Here is a 25,570-nt window from a genome sequence, read left to right as displayed (position 1 = left end):
TTCGGTCCCGCCCTCGGGCCGTCAGTCCGAGTTCGCCTCGCCCGTCGGGGCGGCGTCACCGGTTCCGAGGTCGGCGGCGTCGCCGGTTCCGGGGTCGGCGGCTCCCGGATCTGCGGGACCGGCGCTGGACGCGGAGCCCCCGAGAGAGCCTTCTTCGCCGTCCGCCGGTGTCACCTCCGCGTCCGTCTCGAACCGGTCGAGCGTCTCCGAGAGCTGGGCGGCGCGCTCGGAGAGCGACGAGACGGACTCCGAGACCTCCGCCAGCGAGGTCGTCTGCTCCTCGGCGGCCGCGGCGACGTTGTCCGCCTCGGAGGCGGTCTCCTCGCTGATCGTCGCCACCTCGTCCGCCATGGAGACGACCTCCTCGGTGGAGGCGGCCTGCTCTTCGGTCACGTCGGAGATCTCCTGGACCCCGTCGTTGGTCTCGTCCGCGAGGTCGGCGATGTGTTCGAGGTCGTCGACGGCGGTCTCGACGCGCTCCGCGGCGTCGTCGATCTGCTCGCTCGTCGACTCGACCTCGGCCGTCGACTGGTCCATCCGGGCGCGGATCGCGTCGATCCGCGACTCCGCGGTCTCCGCGGCGTCTTTCACCTCGTCGGACAGCGCCTTGATCTCTTCCGCGACCACCTCGAACCCCTTGCCGGCCTCGCCGCCGGAGCGGGCGGCCTCGATGTTGGCGTTCAGCGCGAGGATGTTCGTCTGCTCCGCGATCTCCGTGATCCGGTCTATCAGCTGGTCCACCTCGCTCACCTCGTCGTCGAGCGCGTGGATCGCCGCGACCGCCTCCTCGACGGTCTCCTCGGTCGTCTCCATCTCGTCGATCGCGTCCTTGGCGGCCTCCTGCCCGCGGTTGCCCGCCGCCGCCGTCTGCGCGGCGGCGTCGGCGACCTGGTCGGACGACGAGGCGACCTCCTCGATCGTCGCGGAGAGGTCGCTCATCTCGTCGCTCACCTCGGTCAGCGACTCGCTTTGGTCAGCGGCACCTTGCGATATCTCGTCGACCGATCCGGCGACCTCGGAGGCCGTCTCGGCCACCTCCTCGGCGGAGGCCGTCGCCTGCTCGGACGCCGAGGCGACCTCGTCGGCGAACGCCGAGAGGCGGGCGTACGTCCGCTCGATCTCCGCGATCATTCCGTTGAACTCCTCGGCGATCGCCGTCATCGCCTCGTCGTCGGTGTCGGTCCGCATCCGCGCGGTGAGGTCGCCGTCGGCCGCCTCCCGCATCGTCTCGCCGTAGTCGTCGGCGGTCGCCTGCAGCCGCTCGTTGCGCCGTGCCATCCGCTCGCGCTCGGTCTCCGCGGCCTCCTGTGCGGTCTCCGCCTCGTCGATCTTGGTGCTGAGGGAGTCGCGCATCGCGCCGAACGACCCGTACAGCCGGCCGATCTCGTCGATTCGGTTCGTCTCCAGGTCGACCGAGAGGTCGCCGGACTCCATGCGCTCCGCGCGGTCGCGGAGGTCGCGCAGCGGGCCGACCGTCTGCCGGCTCAGGGCGAGTCCGACGACGACGAGCGAGAGGAGTCCGGCGCCGATCACCGTCAGGACGCTGGTTCCCACCGTGTCGCTCGCGGCGAAGGCCTGCGCGGTCGGGACGGTGGTGACCGCGACCCACTCCTTGTCGCCGGTCGAGGCGTACGCCGCCACCTCGTCGTCGCCGCGCTCGAAGTCGGTTCCGTCGCGGGACGCGCCGAGCTCGGCGACGACGTCGCCGTCGGCGTTCAGCGTGGCGTTGCCGCCGGAGAGAATCGTCTCGCCGTCGGAGTCGACGATCATCGTCTCCTGGTCGGCGTGGAGCTTCCGGAGGTTGTCGACCCGGTACTCCAGGGTGCCGACCAGCACGACGACGCGCGACTCCTCGCCCTCGACGGGGCTGGCGAACGCCATCACCTGATCGCCCATGGCGCTCGACTCGTAGGCGGTCGGCGAGTTCCACACGTCGTTCGAGGAGGTGAGGTCGACGCCGGGTTCGACGTCGGTCCACGGGGCGTCGACCCCGTCGACCGACTCGCCGCGCAGCGCGGGCGACGTACTCGTGACGACGCTCCCCGCGGCCGTGTCGACGAGGTGGATCGCCCGCACGTCGACCGGGAGCTGCGCCTGCTTCTGGATCAGCTCTCCCTCAGCGGTCCCGGCGTCGGCCCCCGAGAGCGCCTGCGTCGACGAAACGGAGCGCGTGTGGGTCTCCATCGAGACCGCCCACTCGTTGATCGAGTCAGCGTCCATGTCCACCGTCGAGGTGAGCTGCTGTTCGGCGTCCCGCTCGACCGTGGCTTCAGCGCTCGCGTAGTTCACGCCGCCGACGGCCGCGAGGACGACCACGACGAGGAGGATGGAGATGACGAACTTCGCCCGGTAGTTGCGCCGGATCACGCCCGGCGTGATCCGCCTCGCGACCCGGCCGACGACCGAGTCGTCGGCGTCGTTCGGGGCGTCGTCGCCGCTCTCGCGGGAGCTGGGGTCGCTCATTCGCCCACCTCCGGCGAGACCGCCTCGATGACGTTGATTCCGTCGGCGTCGTACCGGAAGTACTCATAGTCGATGCCGGAGACGTCGCCGTTCTCGTCGAACACGATCTCGCTCGACGCCCCTCGGTACTCGACCGGGTCGCCCGCGGCGGCGCGGCGCACGCCCTCGGTGAGGGAGTCCGGCGTGACCTCGGTGCCGCCCTCCGAGACGACGTTCCGCATCTGTTCGCGGATCGCGCCGCCGTCGTTCTCGCCCGCGGCGGCGTTCGCGAGGAGGAGCACCGCCGCGGCGTCGTACCCGTTCGCGGTGAAGATCCCCGGAGCGCTCCCGTACTCGGACTCGTAGCGCTCGGCGAAGGTCTCGTAGCCGGGACCGTTCGAGGACGGGGCGGTCCCGTAGACGTTCGACATCGGTTCGCCCACCTGCTCCGGGAGCGATGGGTCCATCATCCCGTCGGTGGTGAAGACGGTCTCCTCGCCGGCGTAGCCGTCGTAGTAGTGGCTGAATATCTCGACGCCGTCCTCCGGGTAGCCGATCACGAAGAGCAGGTCCGGCTCGTCGGAGAGCGCGGTCGCCAGCGGCTCCTCGTACTCGTCGGAGAACGACACCTGTCGCTGTATCTCGCCGTCGAAGGACGTGGCGAAGGCGCCGGAGAGTTGTCGTCCGTAGTCGCCCGCGATGTACAGCGTCGCCGCCGACGACGCGCCGTGTTCGTCGGCCGCGAGCCCCGCGGCCACGACGGCCTGTAGGGAGTCGTCGGGCGCGGTCCGGAAGCTGAAGCCGCGGTCGTTGAGGATCGAGAGCGTCGGCGTCGTGCTCGCGGGCGAGCAGTTGACGACCTCCGACGGGATGGAGGCCTGCTGGACCGCCTGGAGGGTCACGTCGGAGCCGAGCGGTCCGGCGACGGCCGGGAACCCGGCGTCGACGAGCGTCCGCATCGCGTCGATCCCGCCGCGAGCCGTCGTCTCCGAGTCCTCAATCTGCCACTCGACGTCGGCCTCGATCTCCGAGGCGTCGAGCTGTTTGCCCGGGAGCTCGACCGCGTCGGCGATCGGCGTCCCCACGGACTCCAACCCGCCGGAAAGCGCCATCACGCCGCCGTATCGGAGGGTCCGCTCCGACAGGGGCGTGCGGCGATCCTCGGTGCGTTCGGCGTTCGATCCGAGACAGCCCCCGAGCCCGAAGGCGGCGGCTCCGGCCGTCGCGGCTAACAGTTCGCGACGGCCGCGTTCTGGTATCGGTCTGTTACGACACACACACCTCCGGAATCAGCTCCGGGTTTTAACCCCTCAGTCCGAGTTATCGTATTCGATAAATTGGTTTGCGAGACACATGACCAAGGGCCGAGAGAACGAGTAACACGTCATCAGACCCGAGATTTTCCCATTATCGATCACGACACACCAGATGCAGAATTTGAGAAACGGAGCAGATCGATCGAGACGGAGAGAGATCGATCGGAGGTGGCGCTGCGGCCCGGGACCGCCCTCGAAGTCCTCCCGCCCTCGAAGTCCTCCCGCCCGCTCAGTCGTTCCGGCCGTGGACGTACGTCTGGTCGTGGTCGGGGAACACGTCGCCGACGGTCTCCGCGCCGTACTCGTCGGCGATGAGCGTCCGGAGCTCGTCCTCGTAGTCCGCCTTCGGGACCTCCTCGCTGGGTCCCTGCTGGACGTCGAAGGTGGCGTCGACGAGCTGGTCGACCGCGTGGCGGCCGAACCCGGAGAGCGGGGAGATGTAGTCGATCTCGTTGCGGTCTTCGAGGCTCTGCGCCTGCGCCCGCGACACCGTGGGGACGCGGTCGTCGCGGCGCGTCCCGTCGGCGATGGCGTCGACGTCGAGCGCGGCGATAGTCTCTAAGGCGTGCTCGTGGACGCGCTGGATCCCGTTCCGGGGGTAGCCGTCGGCGACCATGGTCTCGGCGGCGCTCTCCGCCACCTCGCGGTCGAGGTCGACGCGCTCGAACGGGAATCCGAGCTCGGTGGCCGCCCGCTCGGCGTGCTCCCAGTCGTCCGTAAGCCCGAAGCTTCCGGTGACGCAGCGCACGTCGTAGAACCGGTCGAGCAGGTGGGCGGCGAGCGAGGAGTCTTTCCCCCCGCTGTACAGCAGCGCCAGCTCCATCTACCGGCGGCGGATGTCGAAGCTCTTCTGTTCGGGCTGGAGCTCTTTGAGCAGGTCTCGCATCTGGTCCTCGTCGATCTGCCCCTGAATACGGCCGCTCTGCGCCAGCGCGGCGACCTGTTTTTTCACCTTCTCACCGAACTGCGGCTTCGACATCTCGACCGCGTTGAGCCGCTGGCGCGCGCCGTCGGTGAGGTGCTGTTTCAACACGGCCTCCTGCTGGGCCTCGGCGCGCTCTTGGGCCTCCTGTTGGGCCTCGGCAGCGTCGCCCTCGCCGCCCTGGCGCTCGCGAAGCTCTTCCATCTTCTGTTCGCGCAGTTCCTCGAGCCGTTCGTCGTCAGGGTTGCCGCTCATACGCGTCCGTTCTCGGTCCGTGCGAAAAACCATTTCGGAGGTCGCGACCGGCGCGGATCGACCGGAACCGCGCTCGCGGTCGGCGCGCGGACCGCCGCGGTCCGCGTCGTTTAAACGGATCCTCGGCGTAGCCGGCGTCAATGAGCGAGTCGCGGGAGTTCTGTCCGCGCTGCGGCGACCCGGTCCCCGAGCGGCGCGACCCCCTCCCGGGCGAGCCGCGCGGGCGTGACGCGCTGCTGTGCGACGACTGCTACTTCGAGGACTTCGACCTGGTCGACGCGCCCGACCGGATCGAGGTGCTGGTCTGTTCCGGCTGCGGCGCCGTCAGGCGCGGCGAGTCGTGGCGCGACGTGGGCGCGCGCGACTACACCGACGTCGCCGTCGACGAGGTTGCCGAGGCGCTCGGGGTCCACGTCGACGCCGCGGACGTGGAGTGGGGCGTCGAGCCGGAGCAGGTCGACGAGAACACGGTCCGGATGCGACTGCCGCTTCTCGGGGGTCGTCCGCGGCACCCTCCGCTCCGCGGAGGTCACCGTCCCGGTCAAGATCTCGCGCGGGACCTGCGACCGCTGCGGGCGCATCGCCGGCGGCTACTACGCCGGGATCGTCCAGGTCCGCGCCGACGAGCGCGACCTCACGCCCGCGGAGCGCGCGGAGGCGCTCGACATCGCCGAGACCTACGTGGCCGACCAGGAGGCCGACGGCGACCGAGAGGCGTTCATCACCGAGGTCAAAGAGACCGACGACGGGCCGGACATCAAGCTCTCGTCGAACCGGCTGGCGCAGAACGTCGCGACGCGGATCACCGAGTCGCTCGGCGGGAGCTTCGAGTCGTACCCGACGCTCGTCACCGAGGACGGCGACGGCAACGAGGTGTACCGCGTCACGTTCGCGGTCCGACTCCCGAAGTACGCGGAAGGCGAGATCGTCGACCCCGAGGACGGCGACGGACCGGTCCTCGTCACCGGCGTCTCGGGCCGCCTCCAGGGCGTCCGTCTCGCGAGCGGCGCGGAGTACACCTCCGCGTTCGCGGACGCCGAGGCCCCCGACGCGACCCGGCTCGGTACCCGCGACGACGCGACGGAGACGACCGTGGTGACCGTCGAGGACGAGAACGCGATCCAGGTCCTCGACCCCGTCACCTACGAGGCGAAGACCGTGCCGAACCCCGCGTTCGTCGACGACGACGCCGATTCGGTGCTCGCCTTCGAACACGGCGGCGAGGTCCACCTCGTGCCGGAGGAGGGAGCGGAACCGACCGCGCCGTCGCCGCGAAGCCGAGACTGACTGGTTCTCGGGGTTCGTTTCGGACGGAGAACTGATCGTTCGTCGGGGAGCGTCGGAAAACGGGGCAGCGCGTCGCCGTCGCAACGCAAACGCGTCGCGGTTCAGTCGGCGCGAGCGGGCTGTTCGCGGCCGAGCGCTGCGGCGCGCTCGGAGTCGGTTACCTCGATGCCGCGGCGTTCGAGCTGCTCGATGAATTCGGCCTCGCTGAGTCCCGCCTGTGCGGCCGCCTGCGACAGCGTCAGGGTTCGCGCACCGTACAGCGTCAGCGCACTCGACAGCCCGTTCGTGGCCATACACACAGTAGTCACGTGAGGGATTATGAAGGTTACTACTTCATTGAGGGACCTGATACACCTTATACGATATATATTGACGAATGATCGACGCGGAGATCATAATACGACCCACGCAGCACCGCTCCTCGCCCGCAGGAGTTATACGGTTCTACGGTCGACAGGCGCGCATGGACAGACAACAGATCATCGCGGTGTTTTTCGCGCTACTCATGGTGAGTTCGATGGTGGCGTACGGCGTCTCCCTGCTGTAGCCGACGGACCTTCCCGTCCGGCCGACAGCCGCCCCGCCCTTCGTTAGCCGTCGCCCCAGACGTCGGATAAGGGGTGGTTCTGTCGACGCTCCGCGTCCTGCTCGGAGCGGGTCCGGACCGACTCGCCGCCGGTCGTCCCGCTGTCGGCGGTCGCGTCGCCGTCGTCGCCTCCGCGACCCGCGTCGCCGCCGGACGAACGGTTCGCGCGGGCGCCGTTCGATTCGGATGAGTGCCGACTCCGCCGCCGTCCTGCGCCCGCGCCGCCCGCCGGGGACGCGTCGATACCGGCGAGCGCCGCCTCGGGGTCGAACGCCGGTAGCGACGGGTTCGTCATCGCGTCGACCTGGTCGCGGAACCACGAGGGCGTGTCGGTCTCGGCGCGGTCGAAGAGGTCGAGCAGGGAGTCGTCCGCGAGGTACGTCGCGCCGTAGTCGTCCGGGGCGCGGACGACCCGCCCACAGGCCTGAATGACGGTTCGCAGCGCGGTGCGGTGGTACCACGCCCACTGGCCGTCCTCGAGCCGGCGGGCGACCCGCGAGTCGTTCGTGTTCCGGTACGGCGCCTTACACACCACCTGCCAGCGACACAGGTCGCCCTTCAGGTCCAGCGCCTCCTCCATCTTCACGGAGACGAACACCTCCGGGTCTGAGCTTGCCTTCCACGCCTCCAGCTCGGCGTCTCGGTTCGCCCGGTCGTGACGCCTGACGCGCGCCGCGACGCCGAACTCGCCGAGGCGCTCGGTGAGCCGCTCGGCGATGTCGTACGAGTGCGCGTGGATCAGTCCCTTCTCGTCGGGGTGTTCCGCCATCAGCCGGACGATGAGTCGGGCGATCTTCGGCACCGTCTCGTCGCGGTGTTCGTACGTCATCGACCCCTGCGTCACGTCGTACAGGGGACGGTTCGCGAGCGGGAACGTGTGTTCGACATCGACGAGAGCGACATCGGCGGGGTTGAGACCGACGCCGCGGCAGAACGCCTCCTTCGAGAGGATGGTCGCGGACAGCAGCGCGAACCGGTTGCCGCGGTCCCACACGGTGTGTCTGAGGTACCGCGCGGGGTCGAGCGGCTTGATGTCGATCGCCGTCCCCTCGCCCCCCGGCTGGTCGACGACCCACGTGGTCGGTGACTGCGGGTCGCGGTAGTCCTCGAGGAACCAGCCGAGCTCGCTTATCAGCTCCTGGAGCCGGTCGCGCCGGGCGACCTCCTCGCGGTCGAGTTCGGGGCGACCCACCAGCTCGTCCTTCGCGCGGATCGCCACGTCGCGGAGCGTCTCGACGAACCGCGCGGTCCGGTCGACCGCGTCCTCCTCGGGACCGGCGTCGGCCGCGACGTCGGGGACGCCGACATCGTCCCACACCGGGACGCGCTCGGGCGAGCACTCGATGGTGGCGTACATCTCGGCCCACTCCGCCAGCCCGTGCGCCTCGTCGATCACGACGACGTCGCGCTTTCGAAACACCTCGGATCCGGCCGTGCGCATGAAGTACGCCAGCGTCAGCGCCGCGAAGCGGTTGCCTGAGGCGATGGCGCGGTCGGAGAAGTACGGACAGCGGTGTCGGATCGAGCAGTCGAACCCCTGCTGGCGGGCGCAGGGCGCGCGGTTCACCGGCGTGTCGTGCTCGCCCGGGAGCACACAGTCGTAGTTCGACTTCCCGCGGATCACCGCCAGATCGTCGAGTAAGTCGTCGGACTCGACGTCGTCGATCTGCGACACCTGCGGAGTCGTGTAGTAGGCCCCGGTCGCCTCGCTGGGGGCCGCCTCGCCGGCGGTCTCGGCCGCGCCCATGATAGCGCGGGCGAGCAGCGACTTGCCGCTGCCCGTCGGCGCGCGCACCAGCACGACCCGGTTGCCCGCCGCGAACGCGTCGCGGATGTCGGCGAGGGCCCGCTCTTGCGCGCCGCGGAAGCTCGGCGCGGGGAACTCGTCGGGGATCCGGCTCGGGTCCACACGACGCCCTCGCGCGCTGGCGGAATTAAACCCTCGTTTGGGCGACGGGCGCGACAGCTATTCGTGGTCGGAGCCGAGAGCGACGAAGTAGCGATGAGCGATGACGGCATCTTAGGGTCGCTGTCCGCCGTGGGCCTGCTGAGCCTCTGTTGTCTCGGGTTCGGCGGGCTAGCCGGCGGGGCGGCGGTGATCGGCGGCTCCGCCTCGGCGAGCGCGTTCGCGACCGGGGCGACGAGCGCGCGCGGCGCGCTCGTCTCCGGGGCCGTCACGTTCGGGACGGTCCTCCTCGCCGCCGCGGTGACCCGTTGGCGGCTGAATCGATTGAGTGAGAGGTAGGGGTCGGCGGCGGAGTCGAACTCACTCCCGCCCGTGCGTCTCGATGTTCTCCCAGACGATAGCCATCAGCTCGCCAGTCTTCGTCACGAGGTCCTCGACGGCGTCCTCGTCGACCCCGGCGGCCGACGCGCAGCCGAGGTCCCGGATCGCCTTCGTCGCCGAGACGTGGTGGACGTGGACGCGGTCGTCGTCCGCGCGCTCGTACACGACGGTGGTACACGGCAGCATTCCGGCGAGCGTAGGGTCGATACGCAAGGCGTCGTACGCGATCTCGGGGTGACAGACCACGATCAGCGCCGTTCGCTCGACGTCGTCGTGGCCGAGCATCCCTTCGATCATCTCGTCGAGCCGCGTGACGCGCACCGTCTCGAAGTCGGCGAGCTCGTGTTCGATCTGGACGAACGGCACCGCGTCCTCGAAGGAGAGGTCGACCGTCGTGTGGAGCGCCTCGTCGGCGGTCGGCGCTGGGTGTGCGGCGTCGCTCATGCGAAATTCTCGCACCCCACCGGGTAAATCCGTTCCGCCGTCTCAACACCTGCCGCTTCCGCCGACGGGAATCGACGCCCGCGGAGGCCGCCGCCCCACCGATGGGACCGGCGCCGAGACGGACTTATCCGGCGCCCGCTCGTTGCCTGAGTATGATCGAGTTCGCTCGGGAGGCCTACGACGACGTGGTCCGTCACGCCGACGCGGGCGGCGCCGAGGAGGTCTGTGGCGTGTTGGCCGGGACGCGCGGCGACGGCGACGAGCCGAGCGTCGTCGCTCGCGCCCACGAGGCGGAGAACGTCGCCGACGCGCCCGCGACCCGGTACCGGATCGACCCCGAGGAACAGCTCGAGCTGTTCGAGGCGATCGATGCCGACGGCCGCGAGGTGGTGGGGTTCTACCACTCGCATCCAACGGGACCGGCGGCTCCGAGCGAGACGGACGCCGCGCGGGCGACCTGGCCCGGCTACTCGTACGTCATCTGCGCGCTGGACGGATACCCGTTCGTCGGGTCGTGGCGCTGGCGAGGGGACGAGGAAGCGTTCGAGCGGGAGACGGTCGCGGCGCGGAGCGAGGGGGTTGGCGCCCGCGACTGAGAGGCGCTAGCCGACGCTCGTCGATTCCACTCGCTTCGTTCGAGAAATGCTCCGGCTGGGATTCGAACCCAGGTCATCACCGTGAGAGGGTGATATGATTGGCCGGACTACACCACCAGAGCGCACGTCCGTTCGACGCGTTCTACGGTATGAAAGGAGATTGTAAAACTGTTCCGTTTCGACGCCGCCGTGCCCCGGTTTGTCGTGGCGAGCGGGGCGGGAGGAGGCAGATCTCGAGGCGGTCGGCGGCGGCGAACGCGCCGAGTTTCGGGGCGATCGACTCAGATATCGACGGCGAACGGATCCGCCGCGTCCGCGGCGTCGCCCGCCGCGGAACCGATCGCCGCGAGGAGGTCCGCGACCGCGTCGAGGTCGTCCGTGTCGATCACCTCGACCGGCGTGTGCCATGTACCGGTTCGGGATCGAGACGTTGAGCGCGGGGGTCCCGCCCCGCGTCGTGTAGAACGCGTCCGCGTCGGTTCCCGTCCGGGTGCCGGCCGCCTGGAGTTGGACGTCGACGTCGGCGTCTTCGGCCGCCTCGCGCGCGAGGTCGACGAGGACGGGGTGGTTCGCGCTGCCGCGGCCGATCACCGGACCGGCACCGAGTTCGATCGGGCCGCGGCGCTCGCGGTCGACGTCGGGGTTGTCGGTGGCGTGCGTGACGTCGACCGCGACGAACGCGTCGACGTCGTCGAGGTCGACCCCGACCATCCGCGCGCCCTGAAGCCCGACCTCCTCTTGAACGGTCGAGACCGCGTAGACCGTGGCGTCGACGTCGGTCTCGACGGCGCGTCGGAGTCCCTCCGCGGCCGCCCACGCGCCGGCCCGGTTGTCGACTCCGCGGGCGGCGATCCGGTTGCCGACGAGGTCGCGGACGCCGGATGAGAAGGTGACCGGATCGCCGACCTCGACGTGCTCGCGCGCCTCGTCGGCGTCCTCGGCGCCGATGTCGACGAACTGGCCGGCCACGTCCTCGTACTCGTCGTCGCCGCCGTCTCGGAGGTGGATCGCGGTCTGCCCGATGACGCCCTGAACCGGTTTGTCGGCGTGGACCGTGACGTGCTGGCCCTTCGAGACGGTGCGGTCGGCCCCGCCGATCCGCGCGATCCGGAGGAAGCCGTCGTCGAGCACGTCGCGGACGATGAACCCGATCTCGTCGGCGTGGCCGGTGACGGCGACCGTCGGGGCGGCGGGGTCCCCCTCGTGGACCGCGACGGCGTTGCCGTACGCGTCGGTGTCGACCCGGTCCGCGAACCCGCGGACGTAGTCGGTCCAGACCCGCTGCGCGGCCGTCTCGAAGCCCGAGGGACTCGGCGTCGCGAGGAGGTCGTCGAGGAACGCTCTGCGCGTGTCGTCCATGTCCGTGGCTGTGTTGCGTTCGGCAAGAAGACACCGGATCGCGAGCCTCGCCGGCGGGGTGCGCGCTCGACCGACACAAGCGCTTTGGGGCGGCCGCCCGTCCGATCGGCCATGGACATCCTCCGAAGCGTCCGGGCCGTCGCCGAGGCCGAGGGACCGGGCGTCGTCGACTGGGACCGGGCCGCGGCGGCCGCGAAGGACGCCACGGATCCCGGATCGGTCGCGCTCACCGACGCGGAGCGCGAGGGCTACGCCGCCGACGTCCGCGATGCCCGCTCGCGGCTGGCCGAGGTGGCGGGGATCGAGTTCGACGTGCCCGACACCGTCGAGGTCCAGAACCGCCACCACTGGATCGACGCGAGTGTCGGCACCTTCCGGCGCGTGATGGACCCGATCGAGGCGGCCGCGGCGGACCCCGGCGGTCCGGACGGGGCGTTCGACGCGACGCCCGGGCCAGTGCCCGGCGTCGCGTTCGCGCAGGACCTCTCGCGGGTCGCCAACACGGGGTCGATGGCGTTCGCGCTGGGCTTTCTCGCGCGAAACGTCCTCGGCCAGTACGACCCGCTCCTGCTCGCGGACGAGCCGGACGCCGACCACGGTCTCTACTTCGTCCACCCGAACATCGTCGCGGTCGCCGCCGCGCTCGACGTCGACTACCCCCGGTTCCGTCGGTGGATCGCGTTTCACGAGGTGACCCACGCAGCCGAGTTCGGCGCGGCGCCGTGGCTCCCGGAGTACCTCGAATCGCGCGTCGAACGCGGCGTCGAGGGGATGGTCGGCGGCCCGGGGGGCGCTGGCCGCGGGCTCGACCCCGACGCGTTCGCGGAGCTACAGACCGCGATGACCGCTGTCGAGGGGTACGCCGAGGTGCTGATGGACCGCGCGTTCGACGGCGAGTACGCTGACCTCCGGCGGAAGCTGGACGAGCGCCGCGGCGGCGGGGGTCCGATCCGACAACTCGCGCAGCGCCTCCTCGGACTGGGTCTCAAGCGCCGGCAGTACGAGCGCGGCGCCGCCTTCTTCCGGCACGTCGCCGACGAGCGCGGCATCGAGGCCGCGGGCGCCGTCTGGGAGCGCGCCGAGAACCTGCCGACCGCGGCCGAGATCGACGACCCGGGCGCGTGGATCGTCCGCGTCGACCCCTGATATACGGGATTCGGCTTATTCGAGTTCGAGGTCGCGTTCCCGACTGTTCTCGGCGCGATCGGACCCGGTTCGGTCGAGCCGCTCGTCGAGGTCCTCGGTTGCCAGCAGGTGGTCGAGTTTCCGCTCGAACTCCGCTTCGTCTATCTCTCCGGTCGCGTACCGCTCGCGCAGCGCCGCGACCGGCCGCTCGGCCGAAGCCGCCGCCGCGGTCGGCTCCGACGACCCGATAGCCTCAGTCGCGTCGGCCGCCTCGTCGTCGGCCGCGACGAGGGGGAACTGCTCGCCGAGCACCGCCACCAGCGGGATGAGGATGAGGAACCCGGTGATGAACGTGGCGGGGATAAGCGGTCCCAGCGCGGTTGGGAGGAGCACGGCGAAAAGCGCCGTGAGTCCGAACGAGAGGATCCCGATGAGACCGATGAGCCGCTTCTTCTCGAACGTGGGGAGGGCCATACGCGACCGATGTCGTCGGGTCGACAAAAGCGTACTGCCGTGGTCGGTCGATCCCTCATCCGCGACCGACGGCTATTCCTCGCGGGCGTGCCCACGCCGATCCGTGCTCAGGTACGTGACGACGAACCCGGGGAAGGTGCGCGAGGCGGAGCGGTACCTCCCGGACGGCTCGGTGGAGCGGCTCGACTTCGACTACACGGAGATCCAGGCCGACGGACTCGGCCCGATCGCGGCGCAGGGGGCCCGCGAGGCGTACCGCCACGCCGACGCGCCGGTCCTCGTCGACGACGCGGGGCTGTTCGTCGAGGGACTCGACGGGTTCCCCGGTCCGTACTCGTCGTACGTCGAGGACACCCTCGGGGTCGAGCGCGTCCACGAGATCGCCGCCGAACTCGACGACCGCCGCGCCGCCTTCCGGTGCGTGCTCGGCTACTGCGACGGCGACGGGTTCGCCGCGAGCCCCGACCCCGTCGACCAAGGCGACCGCGACGCGGCCGCGGCGGCGGGACCGGACGGGGAGGTGGGAGGCGGGAGCGACGGCGACGGGAGCACCGACGCGGACCCGCTCCCGGTCAAGCTGTTCGAGGGGTACGTTCCGGGTCGGATCGTCGCGCCGCGGGGCGACGGCGGGTTCGGCTACGATCCGATCTTCGAACACGACGGCGAGACGTTCGCGGAGATGGACACCGAGCGGAAGAACGCGGTGTCACACCGCGGGCGGGCCTTAGAGAAGTTCGCGGAGTGGTTCGCGGACCGCTGAGGATCGCCGAGTCGAGTCGCGGGCGGGACAGCCGAGTCGAGACTGCGTCGAGAGCGATTCAGGCCGCGTCCGCGATCGCGTCGGTGAGGAGGTCGCAGCCGAGGTCGATCTCGCGTTCGGTGACGTCGAGCGGCGGGAGGATCCGGAGGACCTCGTGGCCGCACGCGAGCGTGAGGAGGCCGCGCTCGAACGCGTTCTCCACGACCGCGTCCCGGCGTTCCTTGGTGTCGAACTCGACCGCGAGCAGCAGCCCCTTCCCGCGGACGTCGTCGACGGGGTCGAGGTCGGCGTCGCGCATCGTCTCTTTGAACTGCCGGCCGCGCTCGACGGCGTTGTCCATGAGGTCCGCCTCCTCGATGGCGTCGAGCGTGAGCGCGCCCTGCGCGGAGGCGATCAGGTCGCCGGCGCCCCACGTCGAGGAGAGGCGGCCGGTCTCCTCGGGGAACACGTCGCCGCGCGAGACGGTCGCGCCCACGCGAAGCCCCTTCGCGCTCGCGATCACGTCGGGTTCGTACGCGTAGTGGTCCGAGCCCCACATCTCGCCGGTGCGGCCGACGCCCGACTGGATCTCGTCGGCGATCAGCGTGATGTCGTGTTCCTCGGTGAGCGCCGCGATCTCGTCGGTGAACGCCTCCGAGGGGAAGCGGTAGCCCCCTCCCCCTGGATCGGTTCGAGGATGAGGTACGCCACGTCGTCGGGGTGGACGTTCCCGCGTTTCGGATCGAGCTTCTTCCGGAGCCGCGAGACGCCGTCCGCGAAGAAGCCGCACGAGCAGGTCTCCGCCGAGCAGGTCCGGTCGTCGCAGAACGGCACCTCGGTCACGCCGCTGATCTCCGGGAACTCGCGGCGGTAGACGGACTTCGAGCGGTTGAGCGAGAGCGCACCGAGCGTCCGCCCGTGAAACGCCCCGTCGAAGGTGATCGCGTACTTCGCGCCGTCCGAGGCGTCGTAGGCGATCTTGATGGCGTTCTCGACCGCCTCCGCGCCGGAGTTCGAGAGGAAGACGGTGTCCATGTCGTAGTGGCTCGTCAGGTCGGTCAGGCGGTCCATCAGCCCCGAGGCGCCGGGGATCCCGTCGCCGGGCGAGGGACCACCCGCGGCGTAGAAGTCCTGTCCGGCGATCTTCAGCGGATCGACGAGGTCGAACTCCGCGAGTCGATCCATGATGAGCGGGTTGTTGTACCCGAGCGGCGCGGCGGCGACGTGGCTGGTGAAGTCCAAGAGGACGTTGCCGTCGACGTCAGTACAGAACGGTCCCTCGGCCGGGGCGGTGCGGTCCCAGACGAACTCGTAGACGTAGGTGCTCGGCGCGGCCGACTCGTGGTGGTACTCCACCCACTCGCGAGCGCGATCACCCGGGAGGTCGTCGACGGTAGGCGTGGCGGTGTCGCGATCCATGTGTCGCGGTGGCACGGAGGTGAAATAAATCCGGGGCGATCGCGGAACAGTTGGAGAAATATTCAACTTCGGCCGACGGAACCGCGTTGCGCCAGGGAGTAGACGGGAGAGTCCGGCGAGCGCGTCAGTCTCCGTCTCTGCCGAGCGTGCCGCGACCCAGCACGCCTTTTAGCTCCCCCCGCGACGAGACCGTATGAACCGCGAGGAGTTCGCCGCCAGCATCGACCACACCGTCCTCGGTCCCGAGACGACCTGGGCCGACGTGCGGACCGTTCTCGACGAGGCCGCCGGCCACGGGATGAACGCCTGTATTCCCCCGTGTTACGTTGCCGAGGCGGCCGAGTACGAGAGCGACCCCGAGGCGATCGCCACCGTGGTCGGGTTCCCGCACGGCCAGCACGCCCCGGCGGTCAAGCGCGACGAGGCGGTCACCGCGTGGGAGGACGGCGCCGACGAGGTCGATATCGTGATCAACGTCGGGCGGCTCAAGGCGGGCGACGACGGCGCGGTCGCCAACGAGCTCTCCGACGTCGTCGCCGCCGTGCCGGTCCCCGTGAAGGTGATCATCGAGACCGCCCTCCTCGACGACGCCGAGAAGCGCCGCGCCTGCGAGGCCGCCGTCGCCGCCGACGCCGACATGGTGAAGACCTCGACCGGCTTCGCCGACGGCGGCGCGACGGTCGCCGACGTCGAGCTGATGAGCGAGTACCTCCCGGTGAAGGCCTCCGGCGGCGTCGGCTCCTACGAGGAAGCGACCGCCATGTTCGACGCGGGCGCGGTCCGGATCGGGGCCTCCTCGGGCGTCGCCATCGTCGAGGGATATCCCGAGTGACGGACCGTCCCGCCGTTCTCCGAGGCTGAGAATCCCGCTGGAGGGATTTATGTGCGAGGCGCGTACGACGGGGTATGAGCCACCAACCGGGATCGAAACGCTTCGACCTCGACGCGGCGTTCAAGGCGTTCGGCGCGGTCGGCATCGCCATCTCCGTCGCGCTCATCGTGGGCGTGTTCGCGCTGACCGACCCGTTCGGCGAGTACGTCACCGCGTCACCCGCCGTCCTCGGTACCCTGCTTTCGGCCGCTCTCGTCGTCGCGGTCGGCTACACGGCGTACGCCCTCCGGCGGCGCTGACGGGAGCCGCGCGCTCCGTGTCCCGACCCCGACGCCGGGAGACATAAACCGCTCGCGGGCCGACGGTTTCGTATGACCGACGAGGCGACCGACGCGGCGGTGGAACGCTTTCTCGATCGAGCGGCGGCCGCGCTCGACGACTACGACGAGGGGTACGCCGACGCGGACGCGACGCTGGCGACGCTGCGCACCCACGTCGACGAGCTGTCCGCGAGCGTCGAGGAAGCCGACGGGGAGGAGTAGCGCGGCGAGGAAGCGCTGTCGTCGTCAGACGGCGGCGAGCTGACTGAAACGGTCACCCCTCCTCTGCCGCCTCCTCGTCGAACAAGCCCAGATCCTCGGCGACGAGGTCGGCGAGGCGGTCCTTGATCGCCGGGTCGACCTCCGCGACGGCCTCGCCGTCGTGTTTCTGGGCGTTGTGTTTGTCGAGCGCGTCCGCGAGGTCGTCGAGGGGGACGCGGGTCTCCGTCTCGCACTCGTCGCACACGATCGGGACGGACGGCTCGTCGGTGGACATTACACCGACGATCGCCCGTGGCGGATATATGCCTTCGGGCGTCGGACCGGCTGCTCCACCGGTGAGGGACCCACGCGGCTCAGTCGTCCGCCGCGCCGGACGAGGTCCCCTCCGACTCCTCGGCGCCGTCGGCCATCTCGGTCTCGGACGAATCGGGGTCGGTCTCGTCCCGGTCGGTTCCGTCCGCCTCGTCGTAGAACTCCTCGGGCGAGGCATCGATCCGCTCGAACTCGCCGAAGTCGCGCTCGTGGTGTCGGATGATCTGTTCGACGGTCCACGCGCTGTAGCGCTCGGAGTACCCCCAGTCGCCCTCGGCGTCGTCGACCTCGAACCGGTCGTCGGTGGCGAGCGCGGCGTACAGGTGGTAGAAGCCGAGGACCACGTCGCCGAAGTCCTCCGCCTCGCCGCCGATCTCGCGGCGCTTCTCAGCCAGCTCCTCGCGGCCCGCGTCGGTGAGCGCGAAGTACTTGCGGTCCGGCTCGTCCTCGCGCTCGACGCGCTCCGCGACGCCCTCCTCCTCGAACTTGTAGAGGATGGGGTAGACGGAGCCGTAGGAGGGCTCCCAGTGCCCGCCGCTTATCTCCGTGATCTCGCCGAGCAGCTCGTACCCGTACCGGGGGCGCTCGTCGAGCAGCTCCAACACGAGATACGAGATCAGTCCTTTCGGCGGGCCGCTTTTCCGCATCGTTCCAACCTTTCAGGGTCGCGCTGAAAGGGTTTCGGTCACGGCGACGAAGGGATCAATTTCCGTCGCGCGGAACCCGCGGCCGTGGTTCCTTTTCCGGCGCTCGGGAGAACCCGCAAACCCCTAAGTCGCGGGGACCCAACCCGGCGTATGGTCGAGGCTCCACAGACCGCCGAAGGGTGGTTCTCGCTACACGACTTCCGCTCGATCGACTGGGACGCCTGGCGCGAGGCGCCCGAGTCCGAGCGACGACGAGCGATCGAGGAGGGCGAAGCCTTCCTGAAACACCGCGAACTGGTCGCCGACGCCGACACGGGCGAGTCCGCGTTGTTCTCCGTGCTCGGCCACAAGGCCGACCTCATGTTCCTCCACTTTCGGCCGTCGCTCGACGATCTGTCCGCCATCGAGCGCCGCTTCGAGGACACCGCGCTCGCGAAGTTCACCGAACGAGAAACCTCGTACGTCTCCGTCACCGAGGTGTCCGGGTACGTCTCCGACGACTACTTCGAGGAGGGCGCGGACGCCGTCGACGAGGGGCTGCGCCGGTATATCGAAGGGAAGCTGAAGCCGGAGATTCCCGACGACGAGTACGTCAGCTTCTACCCGATGAGCAAGCGCCGCGGAGAGGAACACAACTGGTACGACCTCGAGTTCGAGGAGCGCGCCGACCTGATGGCCGACCACGGCGAGGTCGGCAAAGAGTACGCCGGGAAGATCAAGCAGGTGATCGCCTCCTCCGTCGGCTTCGACGACCACGAGTGGGGCGTCACGCTGTTCGGGTCCGACCCGACCGACATCAAGGACATCGTCTACGAGATGCGGTTCGACCCCGCCTCCTCGCGGTACGGCGAGTTCGGGGACTTCTACGTCGGCCGCCGGTTCCCGCCGCGCGACCTCGACGCGTTCCTCGCGGGCGAGACGGTCCCGACCGGGCGCGAGCCCGAGGAGGACAGCGCAGGCCACCCCCACGGCGGGAGCGGTCACGGTGAGAGCGGCGGTCACGGTGAGGGCGGCAGCCACCACGGCGACGACGGGCACGGACACGGCGAAGGACACGACCACTCGGGCGCGGGCGGCGGCTCCGCCCACGGCGACCACCCGCACGGCGAGGAGGAGGCCGGCGGCGAGGGCGACCATCCCCACGGTGAGGGCGACGGCCACGGCAGCGACGAGGGCGGCGACGACCCCTCCGACGCCGACATCCGCGGCGAGCTCGCGGACCTCGACATCTACGCCGGGCAGCCCCACGGCGAGGACGTGTACGCCACGGTGCTGTACAGCGAGGCCGACGTGGACGAGCTGTTCGACGAGGTCGAGGGGCTACGCGGCAACTTCGACCACTACGGCACCCACGTCAAGACCGCGGTGTACGAGGGGCGCCACACCGACCGCGCCGCCGTCGTCTCGATCTGGGACACGGCGTCGGCGGCGGAGACCGCAGGCGGCTTCCTCTCGGAGCTTCCGGACATCGTCGCCCGCGCCGGCGAGGAGTCCGGCTTCGGCACGATGGGGATGTTCTACACGGTCAAGCCCGACTACCAGACCGAGTTCGTCGAGACCTTCGACGACGTCGGCGACCTCCTCGGCGAGATGGACGGCCACGTCGAGACCGACCTGATGGTGAACGTCGAAGACGAGAACGACATGTTCATCGCCAGCCAGTGGAACGCGAAGGAGGACGCGATGGCCTTCTTCCGCTCCGACGAGTTCTCGGAGACCGTCCAGTGGGGCCGCGACGTGCTCGCCGACCGCCCGCGACACGTCTTCTTAGCGTAACGCGTCCTGACGCGCGTAGCCTTTTATAAGCACAGCGGGCCGACAGAGAACTCCTCCAAAGCCCCAGCCGCTCGCTTATAAATAACAGACGATAGATCGACGACGAACACCACCAAAGCCCCTGCCGCCCTCTTATAAATAACAGACGATAGATCGGCGACGAACACCACCAAAGCCCCAGCCGGGAGGACTCGCGCGACTCGCTGCGCGCCTCGCTCGCTACGCTCGCTGCGGTGCTTGCGTCGTCGGGCTTCGTCCTCCCGGCCGCCCCTTTGAGTCCCGCCCCGCACAGCACCGCACCTCACACCTCCCCAGCCTCGTCGGTGGTCCTCCGCTTCGCTCCGGACCACCGACTCCCTCGCGCGTGCTCCTCGCGCCCGGTGGGCGCTCGGAGGCACGCGCCACCGCCCCGTCCAGTCATTTATAAATAGAGTCGTCGTCGCATTCGCGCCGCTTCGTGTCGTACCCTCTCCGCCGACCGCCGGGTTTTAGGTATCGCTGCGGCGAACGAGGGTCTATGTTCGACACCATCGTGGTCGCGACCGACGGCTCCGACAGCGTCCAACGGGCCGTCTCGGTCGCGGTCGACGTGGCGGCGCGGTTCGACGCCGAGGTCCACGCGGTGTACGTCGTCGACGCCGGCGAGGTGGAGTCGTCTCCCGACAGGGTCCGCGACGACCTCCGCGACGCGCTCGACGACCAGGGGCGCGACGCGCTCGACCGCGTCGCGGACGCGGCCCACGACCGCGACGCCGACCTCGACGTGACGATCGAGGTCCGCGAGGGACGCCCGGCCTCCGAGATCGACGCGTACGCCCGCGACGTAGACGCCGACATCGTCGCGATGGGGACCCGGGGGCGGCACGGCGAGAACCGCTTCCTCATCGGTTCCGTCGCCGAGCGCGTCGTCCGTACCTGCCCGATCCCGGTGTTGACGGTGCGACAGCTGACCGAGGAGGACCCGCGGCGCACGACGATCTGAGCGCCGCGAGGGCGACGTACCCACAGTCCGCCGCGAGAGCGGCGGAGTTTTCCGGCTGCCGCCCGCCTCGACGGTATGGACGACGACCTCATCGAGACGGGGGACGCCCCCCGATCGCGGTACACGAAACTTCCGGGGAAGGGCTTCTTCTACCCCGACTCGCTGGACGACGAGCGCGCGGAGCGACGAGCGAGGGAGGCGATCGAGGGCAGCGAGGCGGTCGTGATCGCCGACGGCGACGCGGACGGTCTCGCCTGTGCCGCGATGATCCGCGAGACGTACGACGCCGCGCTCGACGTCGCGCCCTTCGAGGACGCCATCGCGGCGCGGCTTACAGACGACGAGGAGTCCGACGCTGACGACTCGAACGACGAGGAGACCGCAGACGACGCGGAGGACGACGACCCCCTCGCGGACGCCCACGCCGAGTCGCCGGTCGGGCTGCTCTCCGCGGGCCCGTACTCGATCGACACCGCGCTCGAACGCGTCGACGCCTACGCCGACGACGACATCGATCTGTTCGTCTGTGACCTCTGCCCCGACGACTACGAGTGGATCGCCGAGCCGCTGGCGGCGCTCGCGGAGTCGACCGACGCGATCCGCTGGTTCGACCACCACCAGTGGGACGACGAGACCGCCGCCGCGGTCCGCGAGGCGGGCGTCGACCTCGTCGTCGGCGACTCCGACGAGGAGTCGCACCGCCGACGTGACGCTCCGGTCGCTCGATCACGCGTTCGACGACCGCTGGACAGAACTCGCCGAAGTCACCCGGGACCACGACCTCTGGATCAAGGAGGACCCGCGCTCCGACGACTTCGCGGACTACTCCTACTGGGCCGGCGCCGAGGAGTACGCCGCGGTCATAGGCGCGTACGGCGTCGACCTCCCCGAGACGGTGCGGTCGTTCGTCGATGAGCGCCGGGTCGAGAAGGAAGCCAGAATCGACCTGGCCGTCGACCGCGCGGTCACCCACGAGGTCGGTGACTGGCGCGTCGCGGTCACCTACGGCCGCTGCTCGCAGAACGAGGTCGCGGAGCGGCTCCGCGAGGCGGGCGCCGACGCCGCCGTGATCGTCAAGCCTGCGGGGTCCGCCTCCATCCGCGGCTCCGACGACTTCCGACACGCCCACGAGGTCGCCGGCCGGGTGAACGGCGGCGGCCACCCGCAGGCGGCGGGCTGCAAGCCCGACATCTACGACGACATGCTCGATTACGCCCACCACTGGAGCACCGAGGGCCAGGCGTGTAAGCGCGTCATCCTCGCGGCGTTCGAGGCGGTCGCCGAGGAGGTCGAGGCCGGGGAGGTCGGGGACGCCGCCGAGACCGCGACGGACGAGTAGGCGACGCGACCGGACGGACGAGTCGGGACCGCCGACGCGCAGTCCGATCCGCACCTTCATACGACTCGGCCACGCTCGTCCGGGCGATGGCGGACATCTTCGTGGCCGGAGAGACGCTCGTCGACTTCGTGCCGGACTCAGGCGCGACGCTGCGCGAGGTCGACAGCTACACGCACCGCCCCGGCGGCGCGCCCGCGAACGTCGCGGTCGGGCTGTCGCGGCTCGGCTCGGCGCCCGCCTTCTGGACGCGCCTCGGCGACGACGCGTTCGGCGAGTTCCTCGCGGAGACGCTCGCGGCCGAGGGAATTCCGGAGACGCACGTCGAGCGCGTCGACGGGAAGACGACGCTCGCGGTGGTGTCGCCGCCCGGCGCGGCGGGGCCGCGGTTCGGCTTCTACGGCTCCCGAGACGTGACGTTCGGGTTCGACCCGGACGCGGCGCCGACCGAGGCGCTGACGGCGGAGGGTACCGCGGAATCGACCGAGAGACCGACGGATCCGCCGTGGGTCCACCTCGGTGGCGTGGCGCTGACGCACCCGGGCGGCCGAGCGGCGACCCGCGAACTGCTCTCGGCGGCGACCGCCGCCGGCTGCCCGGTCTCGTTCGACGTGAACTACCGCTCGGACCTGGTCCCGGACGGCGCGGAAGGGGCGGTGTCGACCGCGGTCCGCGAGGCGGTCGCCGAGAGCGACGTGGTGCTGTGTAGCGACGAGGATGTCGCGGCGGCCGGACTGTCGACGAACGAGGGGGTCGAACTGGCACGCGACCTACTCGAGTTCGGGCCGCACACCGCGGTCGTCACGATGGGCGACGAGGGCGCGCTGGCGGTCAGTTCGAACGCGGCTCCGTGGGGAGCCGCGACGGTCCGACACGGCGGCTTCGCGGTCGAGGCGGTCGACGCGACCGGCGCGGGCGACGCGTTCACCGCGGGACTGCTCTCGCGGCTCGCCGGAGCGCAGGCGTCCAAAGACGGCGACGAGGAACCGCTCCGCGAGGCGCTCGCGTACGGCAACGCGACCGCGGCGCTGTCGGTCGGGTCGGTCGGCGGGATGGGGTCGATTCCGGCGAGAGACGAGGTGAAAGCGTTCCTCGCCGAACGTGAGTGAGCGCGCGAATCGAGGGAAAAGCCGGTGCGCGTCGTTTACGAGGAGGACGGCGACATCTCGATGTTGAGGCTCTTCTGGACCAGCTGGGTGAACGCCATCGAGCAGAGGAAGTACCAGAGGATCCACATCTGGATCGGACCGACGATCCCGGCGGTCCACTCGACTTGGCCCGCGAACGGCACGACGATCTGGCCGAGCTCGTACTGGGCCTCGGCCCCGCGGTAGCCGACCACCCAGAACATCCAGAGGAACGCCGGGATGGTGAGGAACATGATCCACACCATCGGGCGGAACTGCTCTTTGAACATGCCGAGCTGGTCGCCCATCGCCTCCATCTGCTCTTCTTGGATCTCGTCGAGCGCCTCGTCGTCGTCGCGCTCTTCGGCCTCCTTGCGACGCTCCTGAATGTCCTTCATCCGATCTTGGTACGCGCTCATCTTCTCCATGTCCATCAGCCCGGCGCGCAGCAGCGTCGAGTACAGCCCCGTCCCGAGCGCGACGACCATGATCACGACGTAGAAGGGGACGATGTTCAGGAGGGGACCGAGGACCACGTCGATGGCGCCGGCGATCGCATCGCGGACCGGGCCGACCGCGTAGCCGACGAACGCGCCGAGCGTCGCCAGCCCGGCCAGCTTGTCCCACTTCGACCAGCTGGTCGTCTCGGGGGTCTCAACGTCGCTGCCGCCGGAGTCGTCGTCCTCCAGACCGGCCTCGATTTCCTCGCGGTCGGCGAGCGCGAACCCCTCGTCGCCGTCGACGAGGATTTCCTTTTCGATGAGCCGGCCCCACTGCCCGCTCGTGATCTCGTCGCGAACGTCGACCCAGCGCACCTCGCCGCCGCTGGCGCTGTCGAGGACGACTTGGATGGCGTCCCGCATCTCGCCGTCCTCGCGGACCAGCGAGCGGACCCGCCGTTCGACTTTGCTCATTAGCGGCCGATTAGCGGTCGACGGTTAAGAACCTTGTAGGATCGCGGCTCGGATCGGCTCCCGACGGCGTCGGCATGGGGCCGGGTCGGGGGACCGGGGCGATCGGCGGCCGCTCGCCGATCAGTTCTCGACGACGTCGCGGATCCGGTCGAAAACCTCGTCCGGGGCCGCCTCGCCGTCGACCTGGACGAGGACGCCCTCGTCGCGGAAGTGCTCGATGACGGGCTCGGTGTTGTCGTAGAACACTTCGAGGCGCTCGCGGGCGGTCTCCTCGGTGTCGTCGTCGCGCTGGATCAGTTCGCCGCCGCACTCGTCGCAGACGCCCGGCTCCTCGGGCGGTTGGAAGTCGACGTGGTAGTTCGCGCCGCACTCGTCGCAGACCCGGCGGCCGGTGAGCCGGTCGACGAGGACCTCCTCGTCGACGTCGAGGAGGATCACGGCGTCGAGGTCGGTGATCTCCGAGAGGTACTCCGCCTGATCGAGGTTGCGCGGGTAGCCGTCGAGGACGAACCCGTCGGCGTCGTCGAGCGCGGCCTGAACGATCTCGTTGACGACCGGGTCGGGCACCAGCTCGCCCGCCTCCATGAACGAGCGCGGCGTGCCGTACTCGGTCTCCATGTCCTTGTTCGCGCGGAGCGCGTCCCCGGTGGTGACGTGTTCGACGCCGTACTCGTCGGCCAGCTTCGCGCTCTGTGTCCCCTTTCCGGCGCCGGGCGCCCCCAACAGCAGAATTCGATGGCTCATACCGGAGCGGTCGCGCGCCGCCCCTAAAGGCTTGAAGATTCCGGCCAACACTACTCGCCGCCCGCGTCCGACTCGGGGTCGGCGTCGGCGGACTCGGTGGCGGCGGACTCGGCGCCGTCGGACTCGGTGGCGGCGGACTCGGCGCCGTCGGACTCGTCGGTCTCGCCTGCCGACCCCTCGTCGTCCGCGCGGAGCCGCAGTCCCATCTCCAGTTCGAAGCTCTCGGCGTCGGAGGTCTCGAAGCCGATCTTCTTGTACAGCGAGACGGCGGCGCGGTTCCACCGCTCGACGGTGAGCCACACCTTCTCGACGCCGTTCGCCTGCCCGTGACCGAGCAGCCCGCGGATGAGGTGCGTGCCGATCCCGGCGCGCTGGTACTCCTGATGGACGAAGATCGCCAGCTCGTAGGCGTCGCCGTCGGGGACGAGCGTCGCGTGGCCGGCCGCCTCGTCGCCGCACCAGGCGATCACGTTGTAGCAGTCGCCGGGGAGGATCGCGTCGAGCCACTCGCGAATGCGCTCCTCGCCGCCCGGCGGGATCCCCTGCGCGCGGTCGGCCGGGTCGAAGTCGTCGTACATCTCGACGAGCGCCTCCCGCGCCGCCTCGTCCCCCTCGTACGGCCGGATCTCGATCTCGCGGTCCTCGCGGTCGGTGAACGCGGTCGGCGGCGGCGGGAACTCGTCCGCCACCGCGTCCGGGTACCCTCGGTCGCTCATCTGACCAGCGTGACCGAGGTCTTCGCGTTCAACAGGACGAACTCCGCGATCGACCCGATCGTGATCTTCCCCATCGGGCTGGTGTGGCCGCCGCCCAAGACGATCTCCTCGAACCCCTCCGTCTCGGCGATCTCGACCAATCGACTTCCCGGATCGCCCTCGACACGTCGCACCTCGGCAGCGATTCCCGCCTCGTCGACGGCCGCTTCGGCGCGCTCGACGACCTCGTCGGGCGACACCGAGGAGTCCTCGTTGTCGACCACGGCGATCGTCAGGTCGTCGTTTGCGACCGCCGCCCGGTCGACCGTCCGGTCGAGCGCGCGGAACGAGTCGTCGCTGCCGCCGATCCCGCAGAGCACCTTCATGTGCCACCACTCCACGCGACGGTACA

General features: G+C 70.0%; 25 protein-coding genes, 1 tRNA gene and 4 pseudogenes. 13 read left to right on the top strand and 17 right to left on the bottom strand.

The features are described 5' to 3' along the window. Nucleotides 1–21: 21 nt before the first annotated feature. The 4 genes from ACODNG_RS11840 to ACODNG_RS11825 all read right to left on the bottom strand — a co-directional run bounded on the left by ACODNG_RS11840 (nt 22) and on the right by ACODNG_RS11825 (nt 4,935). Nucleotides 22–2,463, bottom strand: a complete 2,442-nt coding sequence (locus tag ACODNG_RS11840; protein WP_434521469.1) for a methyl-accepting chemotaxis protein — start codon at nt 2,461–2,463, stop codon at nt 22–24. After that, nucleotides 2,460–3,719 (bottom strand): ABC transporter substrate-binding protein, encoded by a 1,260-nt coding sequence (locus tag ACODNG_RS11835; protein WP_434521468.1) that lies wholly within the window; start codon nt 3,717–3,719, stop codon nt 2,460–2,462. Before ACODNG_RS11835 ends, ACODNG_RS11840 begins: the two co-directional genes overlap by 4 nt. Nucleotides 3,720–3,987: 268 nt before the next feature. Next, entirely contained in the window at nt 3,988–4,581 is a 594-nt protein-coding gene (locus tag ACODNG_RS11830) for a DUF7411 family protein (protein ID WP_434521467.1), read from the bottom strand. Next, nucleotides 4,582–4,935, bottom strand: coding sequence for a DNA-binding protein (locus tag ACODNG_RS11825; RefSeq protein WP_210113369.1), 354 nt, complete (start codon nt 4,933–4,935; stop codon nt 4,582–4,584). 140 nt (nt 4,936–5,075) lie between these two features. Here ACODNG_RS11825 and ACODNG_RS11820 point away from each other — a divergent pair. Continuing rightward, nucleotides 5,076–6,222, top strand: a pseudogene (locus ACODNG_RS11820) (60S ribosomal export protein NMD3). A gap of 101 nt (nt 6,223–6,323) precedes the next feature. On the opposite strand, the gene ACODNG_RS11815 reads toward ACODNG_RS11820, so the two are convergent. Continuing rightward, nucleotides 6,324–6,515, bottom strand: a complete 192-nt coding sequence (locus ACODNG_RS11815) for a UPF0175 family protein (protein WP_008441523.1) — start codon at nt 6,513–6,515, stop codon at nt 6,324–6,326. Nucleotides 6,516–6,598: 83 nt separating this feature from the next. Here ACODNG_RS11815 and ACODNG_RS11810 point away from each other — a divergent pair, with 83 nt between their 5' ends. After that, nucleotides 6,599–6,769 carry a surface glycoprotein gene (locus tag ACODNG_RS11810; RefSeq protein WP_434521466.1) on the top strand — a complete coding sequence of 57 codons (171 nt, stop codon included), beginning with the start codon at nt 6,599–6,601 and terminating at the stop codon, nt 6,767–6,769. A gap of 43 nt (nt 6,770–6,812) precedes the next feature. Here the strand turns inward: ACODNG_RS11810 and ACODNG_RS11805 are convergent, their stop codons facing one another. Continuing rightward, nucleotides 6,813–8,717 carry a helicase C-terminal domain-containing protein gene (locus tag ACODNG_RS11805; RefSeq protein WP_434521465.1) on the bottom strand — a complete coding sequence of 635 codons (1,905 nt, stop codon included), beginning with the start codon at nt 8,715–8,717 and terminating at the stop codon, nt 6,813–6,815. 93 nt (nt 8,718–8,810) lie between these two features. On the opposite strand from ACODNG_RS11805, the gene ACODNG_RS11800 reads away from it, so the two are divergent. Beyond that, complete coding sequence (locus ACODNG_RS11800; protein WP_434521464.1) at nt 8,811–9,053, top strand: hypothetical protein; 243 nt, start codon at nt 8,811–8,813, stop codon at nt 9,051–9,053. 21 nt (nt 9,054–9,074) lie between these two features. Here ACODNG_RS11800 and ACODNG_RS11795 read toward each other — a convergent pair whose 3' ends face one another. Then, nucleotides 9,075–9,539: a DUF302 domain-containing protein gene (locus ACODNG_RS11795; RefSeq protein ID WP_434521463.1), complete on the bottom strand. Its 465-nt coding sequence runs from the start codon at nt 9,537–9,539 to the stop codon at nt 9,075–9,077. 152 nt (nt 9,540–9,691) lie between these two features. Between ACODNG_RS11795 and ACODNG_RS11790 the strand changes: the two genes are divergently transcribed. Further along, complete coding sequence (locus ACODNG_RS11790; protein ID WP_434521462.1) at nt 9,692–10,135, top strand: desampylase; 444 nt, start codon at nt 9,692–9,694, stop codon at nt 10,133–10,135. 47 nt (nt 10,136–10,182) lie between these two features. On the opposite strand, the gene ACODNG_RS11785 is transcribed toward ACODNG_RS11790, so the two are convergent. Together ACODNG_RS11785 and ACODNG_RS11780 are read right to left on the bottom strand one after the other, a co-directional pair. Then, nucleotides 10,183–10,257, bottom strand: a tRNA-Glu gene (locus ACODNG_RS11785). Nucleotides 10,258–10,416: 159 nt separating this feature from the next. Then, nucleotides 10,417–11,494, bottom strand: a pseudogene (locus ACODNG_RS11780) (M20/M25/M40 family metallo-hydrolase). Nucleotides 11,495–11,605: 111 nt separating this feature from the next. Between ACODNG_RS11780 and ACODNG_RS11775 the strand changes: the two are divergent. After that, on the top strand, nt 11,606–12,640 hold the full coding sequence (locus ACODNG_RS11775) for a zinc-dependent metalloprotease (RefSeq protein ID WP_434521461.1): 1,035 nt from the start codon (nt 11,606–11,608) through the stop codon (nt 12,638–12,640). A 15-nt stretch (nt 12,641–12,655) separates the two neighbouring features. Here the strand turns inward: ACODNG_RS11775 and ACODNG_RS11770 are convergent, their stop codons facing one another. Continuing rightward, nucleotides 12,656–13,093 (bottom strand): SHOCT domain-containing protein, encoded by a 438-nt coding sequence (locus ACODNG_RS11770; protein WP_434521460.1) that lies wholly within the window; start codon nt 13,091–13,093, stop codon nt 12,656–12,658. Between the two features lie 103 nt (nt 13,094–13,196). Between ACODNG_RS11770 and ACODNG_RS11765 the strand changes: the two genes are divergently transcribed. Then, nucleotides 13,197–13,853, top strand: a complete 657-nt coding sequence (locus ACODNG_RS11765) for a non-canonical purine NTP pyrophosphatase (RefSeq protein WP_434521459.1) — start codon at nt 13,197–13,199, stop codon at nt 13,851–13,853. A gap of 58 nt (nt 13,854–13,911) precedes the next feature. Here ACODNG_RS11765 and ACODNG_RS11760 read toward each other — a convergent pair. Next, nucleotides 13,912–15,251 (bottom strand): annotated as a pseudogene (locus tag ACODNG_RS11760) (aminotransferase class III-fold pyridoxal phosphate-dependent enzyme). A 193-nt stretch (nt 15,252–15,444) separates the two neighbouring features. Between ACODNG_RS11760 and deoC the strand changes: the two are divergent. The 3 genes from deoC (at nt 15,445) to ACODNG_RS11745 (ending at nt 16,625) form a co-directional block, all read left to right on the top strand. Beyond that, nucleotides 15,445–16,083, top strand: coding sequence for a deoxyribose-phosphate aldolase (gene deoC, locus ACODNG_RS11755; RefSeq protein WP_434521458.1), 639 nt, complete (start codon nt 15,445–15,447; stop codon nt 16,081–16,083). A 74-nt stretch (nt 16,084–16,157) separates the two neighbouring features. Continuing rightward, a complete protein-coding gene (locus ACODNG_RS11750) occupies nt 16,158–16,382 on the top strand; it encodes a hypothetical protein (protein ID WP_434521457.1) in 225 nt (74 codons plus the stop codon). Nucleotides 16,383–16,454: 72 nt separating this feature from the next. Continuing rightward, nucleotides 16,455–16,625, top strand: coding sequence for a hypothetical protein (locus ACODNG_RS11745; protein WP_434521456.1), 171 nt, complete (start codon nt 16,455–16,457; stop codon nt 16,623–16,625). A gap of 52 nt (nt 16,626–16,677) precedes the next feature. On the opposite strand, the gene ACODNG_RS11740 is transcribed toward ACODNG_RS11745, so the two are convergent. Next, complete coding sequence (locus ACODNG_RS11740) at nt 16,678–16,899, bottom strand: hypothetical protein (RefSeq protein WP_434521455.1); 222 nt, start codon at nt 16,897–16,899, stop codon at nt 16,678–16,680. A gap of 79 nt (nt 16,900–16,978) precedes the next feature. Next, nucleotides 16,979–17,584 (bottom strand): PadR family transcriptional regulator, encoded by a 606-nt coding sequence (locus tag ACODNG_RS11735; RefSeq protein WP_434521454.1) that lies wholly within the window; start codon nt 17,582–17,584, stop codon nt 16,979–16,981. A 150-nt stretch (nt 17,585–17,734) separates the two neighbouring features. Between ACODNG_RS11735 and ACODNG_RS11730 the strand changes: the two genes are divergently transcribed. From ACODNG_RS11730 to ACODNG_RS11715, 4 genes and pseudogenes are all read left to right on the top strand, one after another. Then, nucleotides 17,735–19,360, top strand: a complete 1,626-nt coding sequence (locus ACODNG_RS11730; protein ID WP_434521453.1) for a heme-binding protein — start codon at nt 17,735–17,737, stop codon at nt 19,358–19,360. A 517-nt stretch (nt 19,361–19,877) separates the two neighbouring features. Further along, nucleotides 19,878–20,342: a universal stress protein gene (locus tag ACODNG_RS11725; protein WP_434521452.1), complete on the top strand. Its 465-nt coding sequence runs from the start codon at nt 19,878–19,880 to the stop codon at nt 20,340–20,342. A 75-nt stretch (nt 20,343–20,417) separates the two neighbouring features. Further along, nucleotides 20,418–21,681: pseudogene (locus ACODNG_RS11720) on the top strand (DHH family phosphoesterase). An 86-nt stretch (nt 21,682–21,767) separates the two neighbouring features. Beyond that, nucleotides 21,768–22,787: a carbohydrate kinase family protein gene (locus ACODNG_RS11715; RefSeq protein ID WP_434521451.1), complete on the top strand. Its 1,020-nt coding sequence runs from the start codon at nt 21,768–21,770 to the stop codon at nt 22,785–22,787. A gap of 35 nt (nt 22,788–22,822) precedes the next feature. Here ACODNG_RS11715 and ACODNG_RS11710 read toward each other — a convergent pair whose 3' ends face one another. The 4 genes from ACODNG_RS11710 to ACODNG_RS11695 all read right to left on the bottom strand — a co-directional run bounded on the left by ACODNG_RS11710 (nt 22,823) and on the right by ACODNG_RS11695 (nt 25,544). After that, a complete protein-coding gene (locus ACODNG_RS11710) occupies nt 22,823–23,719 on the bottom strand; it encodes a DUF106 domain-containing protein (RefSeq protein ID WP_434521450.1) in 897 nt (298 codons plus the stop codon). 120 nt (nt 23,720–23,839) lie between these two features. Continuing rightward, nucleotides 23,840–24,463, bottom strand: coding sequence for an adenylate kinase (locus ACODNG_RS11705; protein ID WP_434521449.1), 624 nt, complete (start codon nt 24,461–24,463; stop codon nt 23,840–23,842). A gap of 50 nt (nt 24,464–24,513) precedes the next feature. Next, the gene (locus tag ACODNG_RS11700; RefSeq protein WP_434521448.1) at nt 24,514–25,179 is read right to left on the bottom strand and encodes a GNAT family N-acetyltransferase; all 666 of its coding nucleotides are present in this window, start codon (nt 25,177–25,179) and stop codon (nt 24,514–24,516) included. Then, nucleotides 25,176–25,544 carry a universal stress protein gene (locus ACODNG_RS11695; protein WP_434521447.1) on the bottom strand — a complete coding sequence of 123 codons (369 nt, stop codon included), beginning with the start codon at nt 25,542–25,544 and terminating at the stop codon, nt 25,176–25,178. The genes ACODNG_RS11700 and ACODNG_RS11695 overlap by 4 nt, the downstream gene beginning before the upstream one ends. Nucleotides 25,545–25,570 lie beyond the last annotated feature (26 nt).

Origin of the sequence: Halorubrum sp. AS12 (genome assembly GCF_051122765.1) — an archaeon.
Lineage (GTDB): Archaea > Halobacteriota > Halobacteria > Halobacteriales > Haloferacaceae > Halorubrum > Halorubrum trapanicum.
Note: the sequence above shows the minus strand (reverse complement) of the source record. Positions and strands in the feature narration are given on the sequence as shown.

Bases quoted from the DNA above. Each gene is read 5' to 3' on its own strand.
- ACODNG_RS11705 (WP_434521449.1), bottom strand. From the start codon at position 24,463: ATGAGCCATCGAATTCTGCTGTTGGGGGCGCCCGGCGCCGGAAAGGGG.
- ACODNG_RS11790 (WP_434521462.1), top strand. From the start codon at position 9,692: ATGATCGAGTTCGCTCGGGAGGCCTACGACGACGTGGTCCGTCACGCC.
- ACODNG_RS11810 (WP_434521466.1), top strand. From the start codon at position 6,599: ATGATCGACGCGGAGATCATAATACGACCCACGCAGCACCGCTCCTCG.
- ACODNG_RS11750 (WP_434521457.1), top strand. From the start codon at position 16,158: ATGAGCCACCAACCGGGATCGAAACGCTTCGACCTCGACGCGGCGTTC.
- ACODNG_RS11840 (WP_434521469.1), bottom strand. From the start codon at position 2,463: ATGAGCGACCCCAGCTCCCGCGAGAGCGGCGACGACGCCCCGAACGAC.
- ACODNG_RS11730 (WP_434521453.1), top strand. From the start codon at position 17,735: ATGGTCGAGGCTCCACAGACCGCCGAAGGGTGGTTCTCGCTACACGAC.
- ACODNG_RS11700 (WP_434521448.1), bottom strand. From the start codon at position 25,179: ATGAGCGACCGAGGGTACCCGGACGCGGTGGCGGACGAGTTCCCGCCG.
- ACODNG_RS11825 (WP_210113369.1), bottom strand. From the start codon at position 4,935: ATGAGCGGCAACCCTGACGACGAACGGCTCGAGGAACTGCGCGAACAG.
- ACODNG_RS11745 (WP_434521456.1), top strand. From the start codon at position 16,455: ATGACCGACGAGGCGACCGACGCGGCGGTGGAACGCTTTCTCGATCGA.
- ACODNG_RS11775 (WP_434521461.1), top strand. From the start codon at position 11,606: ATGGACATCCTCCGAAGCGTCCGGGCCGTCGCCGAGGCCGAGGGACCG.
- ACODNG_RS11815 (WP_008441523.1), bottom strand. From the start codon at position 6,515: ATGGCCACGAACGGGCTGTCGAGTGCGCTGACGCTGTACGGTGCGCGA.
- ACODNG_RS11735 (WP_434521454.1), bottom strand. From the start codon at position 17,584: ATGCGGAAAAGCGGCCCGCCGAAAGGACTGATCTCGTATCTCGTGTTG.
- ACODNG_RS11710 (WP_434521450.1), bottom strand. From the start codon at position 23,719: ATGAGCAAAGTCGAACGGCGGGTCCGCTCGCTGGTCCGCGAGGACGGC.
- deoC (WP_434521458.1), top strand. From the start codon at position 15,445: ATGAACCGCGAGGAGTTCGCCGCCAGCATCGACCACACCGTCCTCGGT.
- ACODNG_RS11830 (WP_434521467.1), bottom strand. From the start codon at position 4,581: ATGGAGCTGGCGCTGCTGTACAGCGGGGGGAAAGACTCCTCGCTCGCC.
- ACODNG_RS11715 (WP_434521451.1), top strand. From the start codon at position 21,768: ATGGCGGACATCTTCGTGGCCGGAGAGACGCTCGTCGACTTCGTGCCG.
- ACODNG_RS11795 (WP_434521463.1), bottom strand. From the start codon at position 9,539: ATGAGCGACGCCGCACACCCAGCGCCGACCGCCGACGAGGCGCTCCAC.
- ACODNG_RS11770 (WP_434521460.1), bottom strand. From the start codon at position 13,093: ATGGCCCTCCCCACGTTCGAGAAGAAGCGGCTCATCGGTCTCATCGGG.
- ACODNG_RS11695 (WP_434521447.1), bottom strand. From the start codon at position 25,544: ATGAAGGTGCTCTGCGGGATCGGCGGCAGCGACGACTCGTTCCGCGCG.
- ACODNG_RS11740 (WP_434521455.1), bottom strand. From the start codon at position 16,899: ATGTCCACCGACGAGCCGTCCGTCCCGATCGTGTGCGACGAGTGCGAG.
- ACODNG_RS11800 (WP_434521464.1), top strand. From the start codon at position 8,811: ATGAGCGATGACGGCATCTTAGGGTCGCTGTCCGCCGTGGGCCTGCTG.
- ACODNG_RS11725 (WP_434521452.1), top strand. From the start codon at position 19,878: ATGTTCGACACCATCGTGGTCGCGACCGACGGCTCCGACAGCGTCCAA.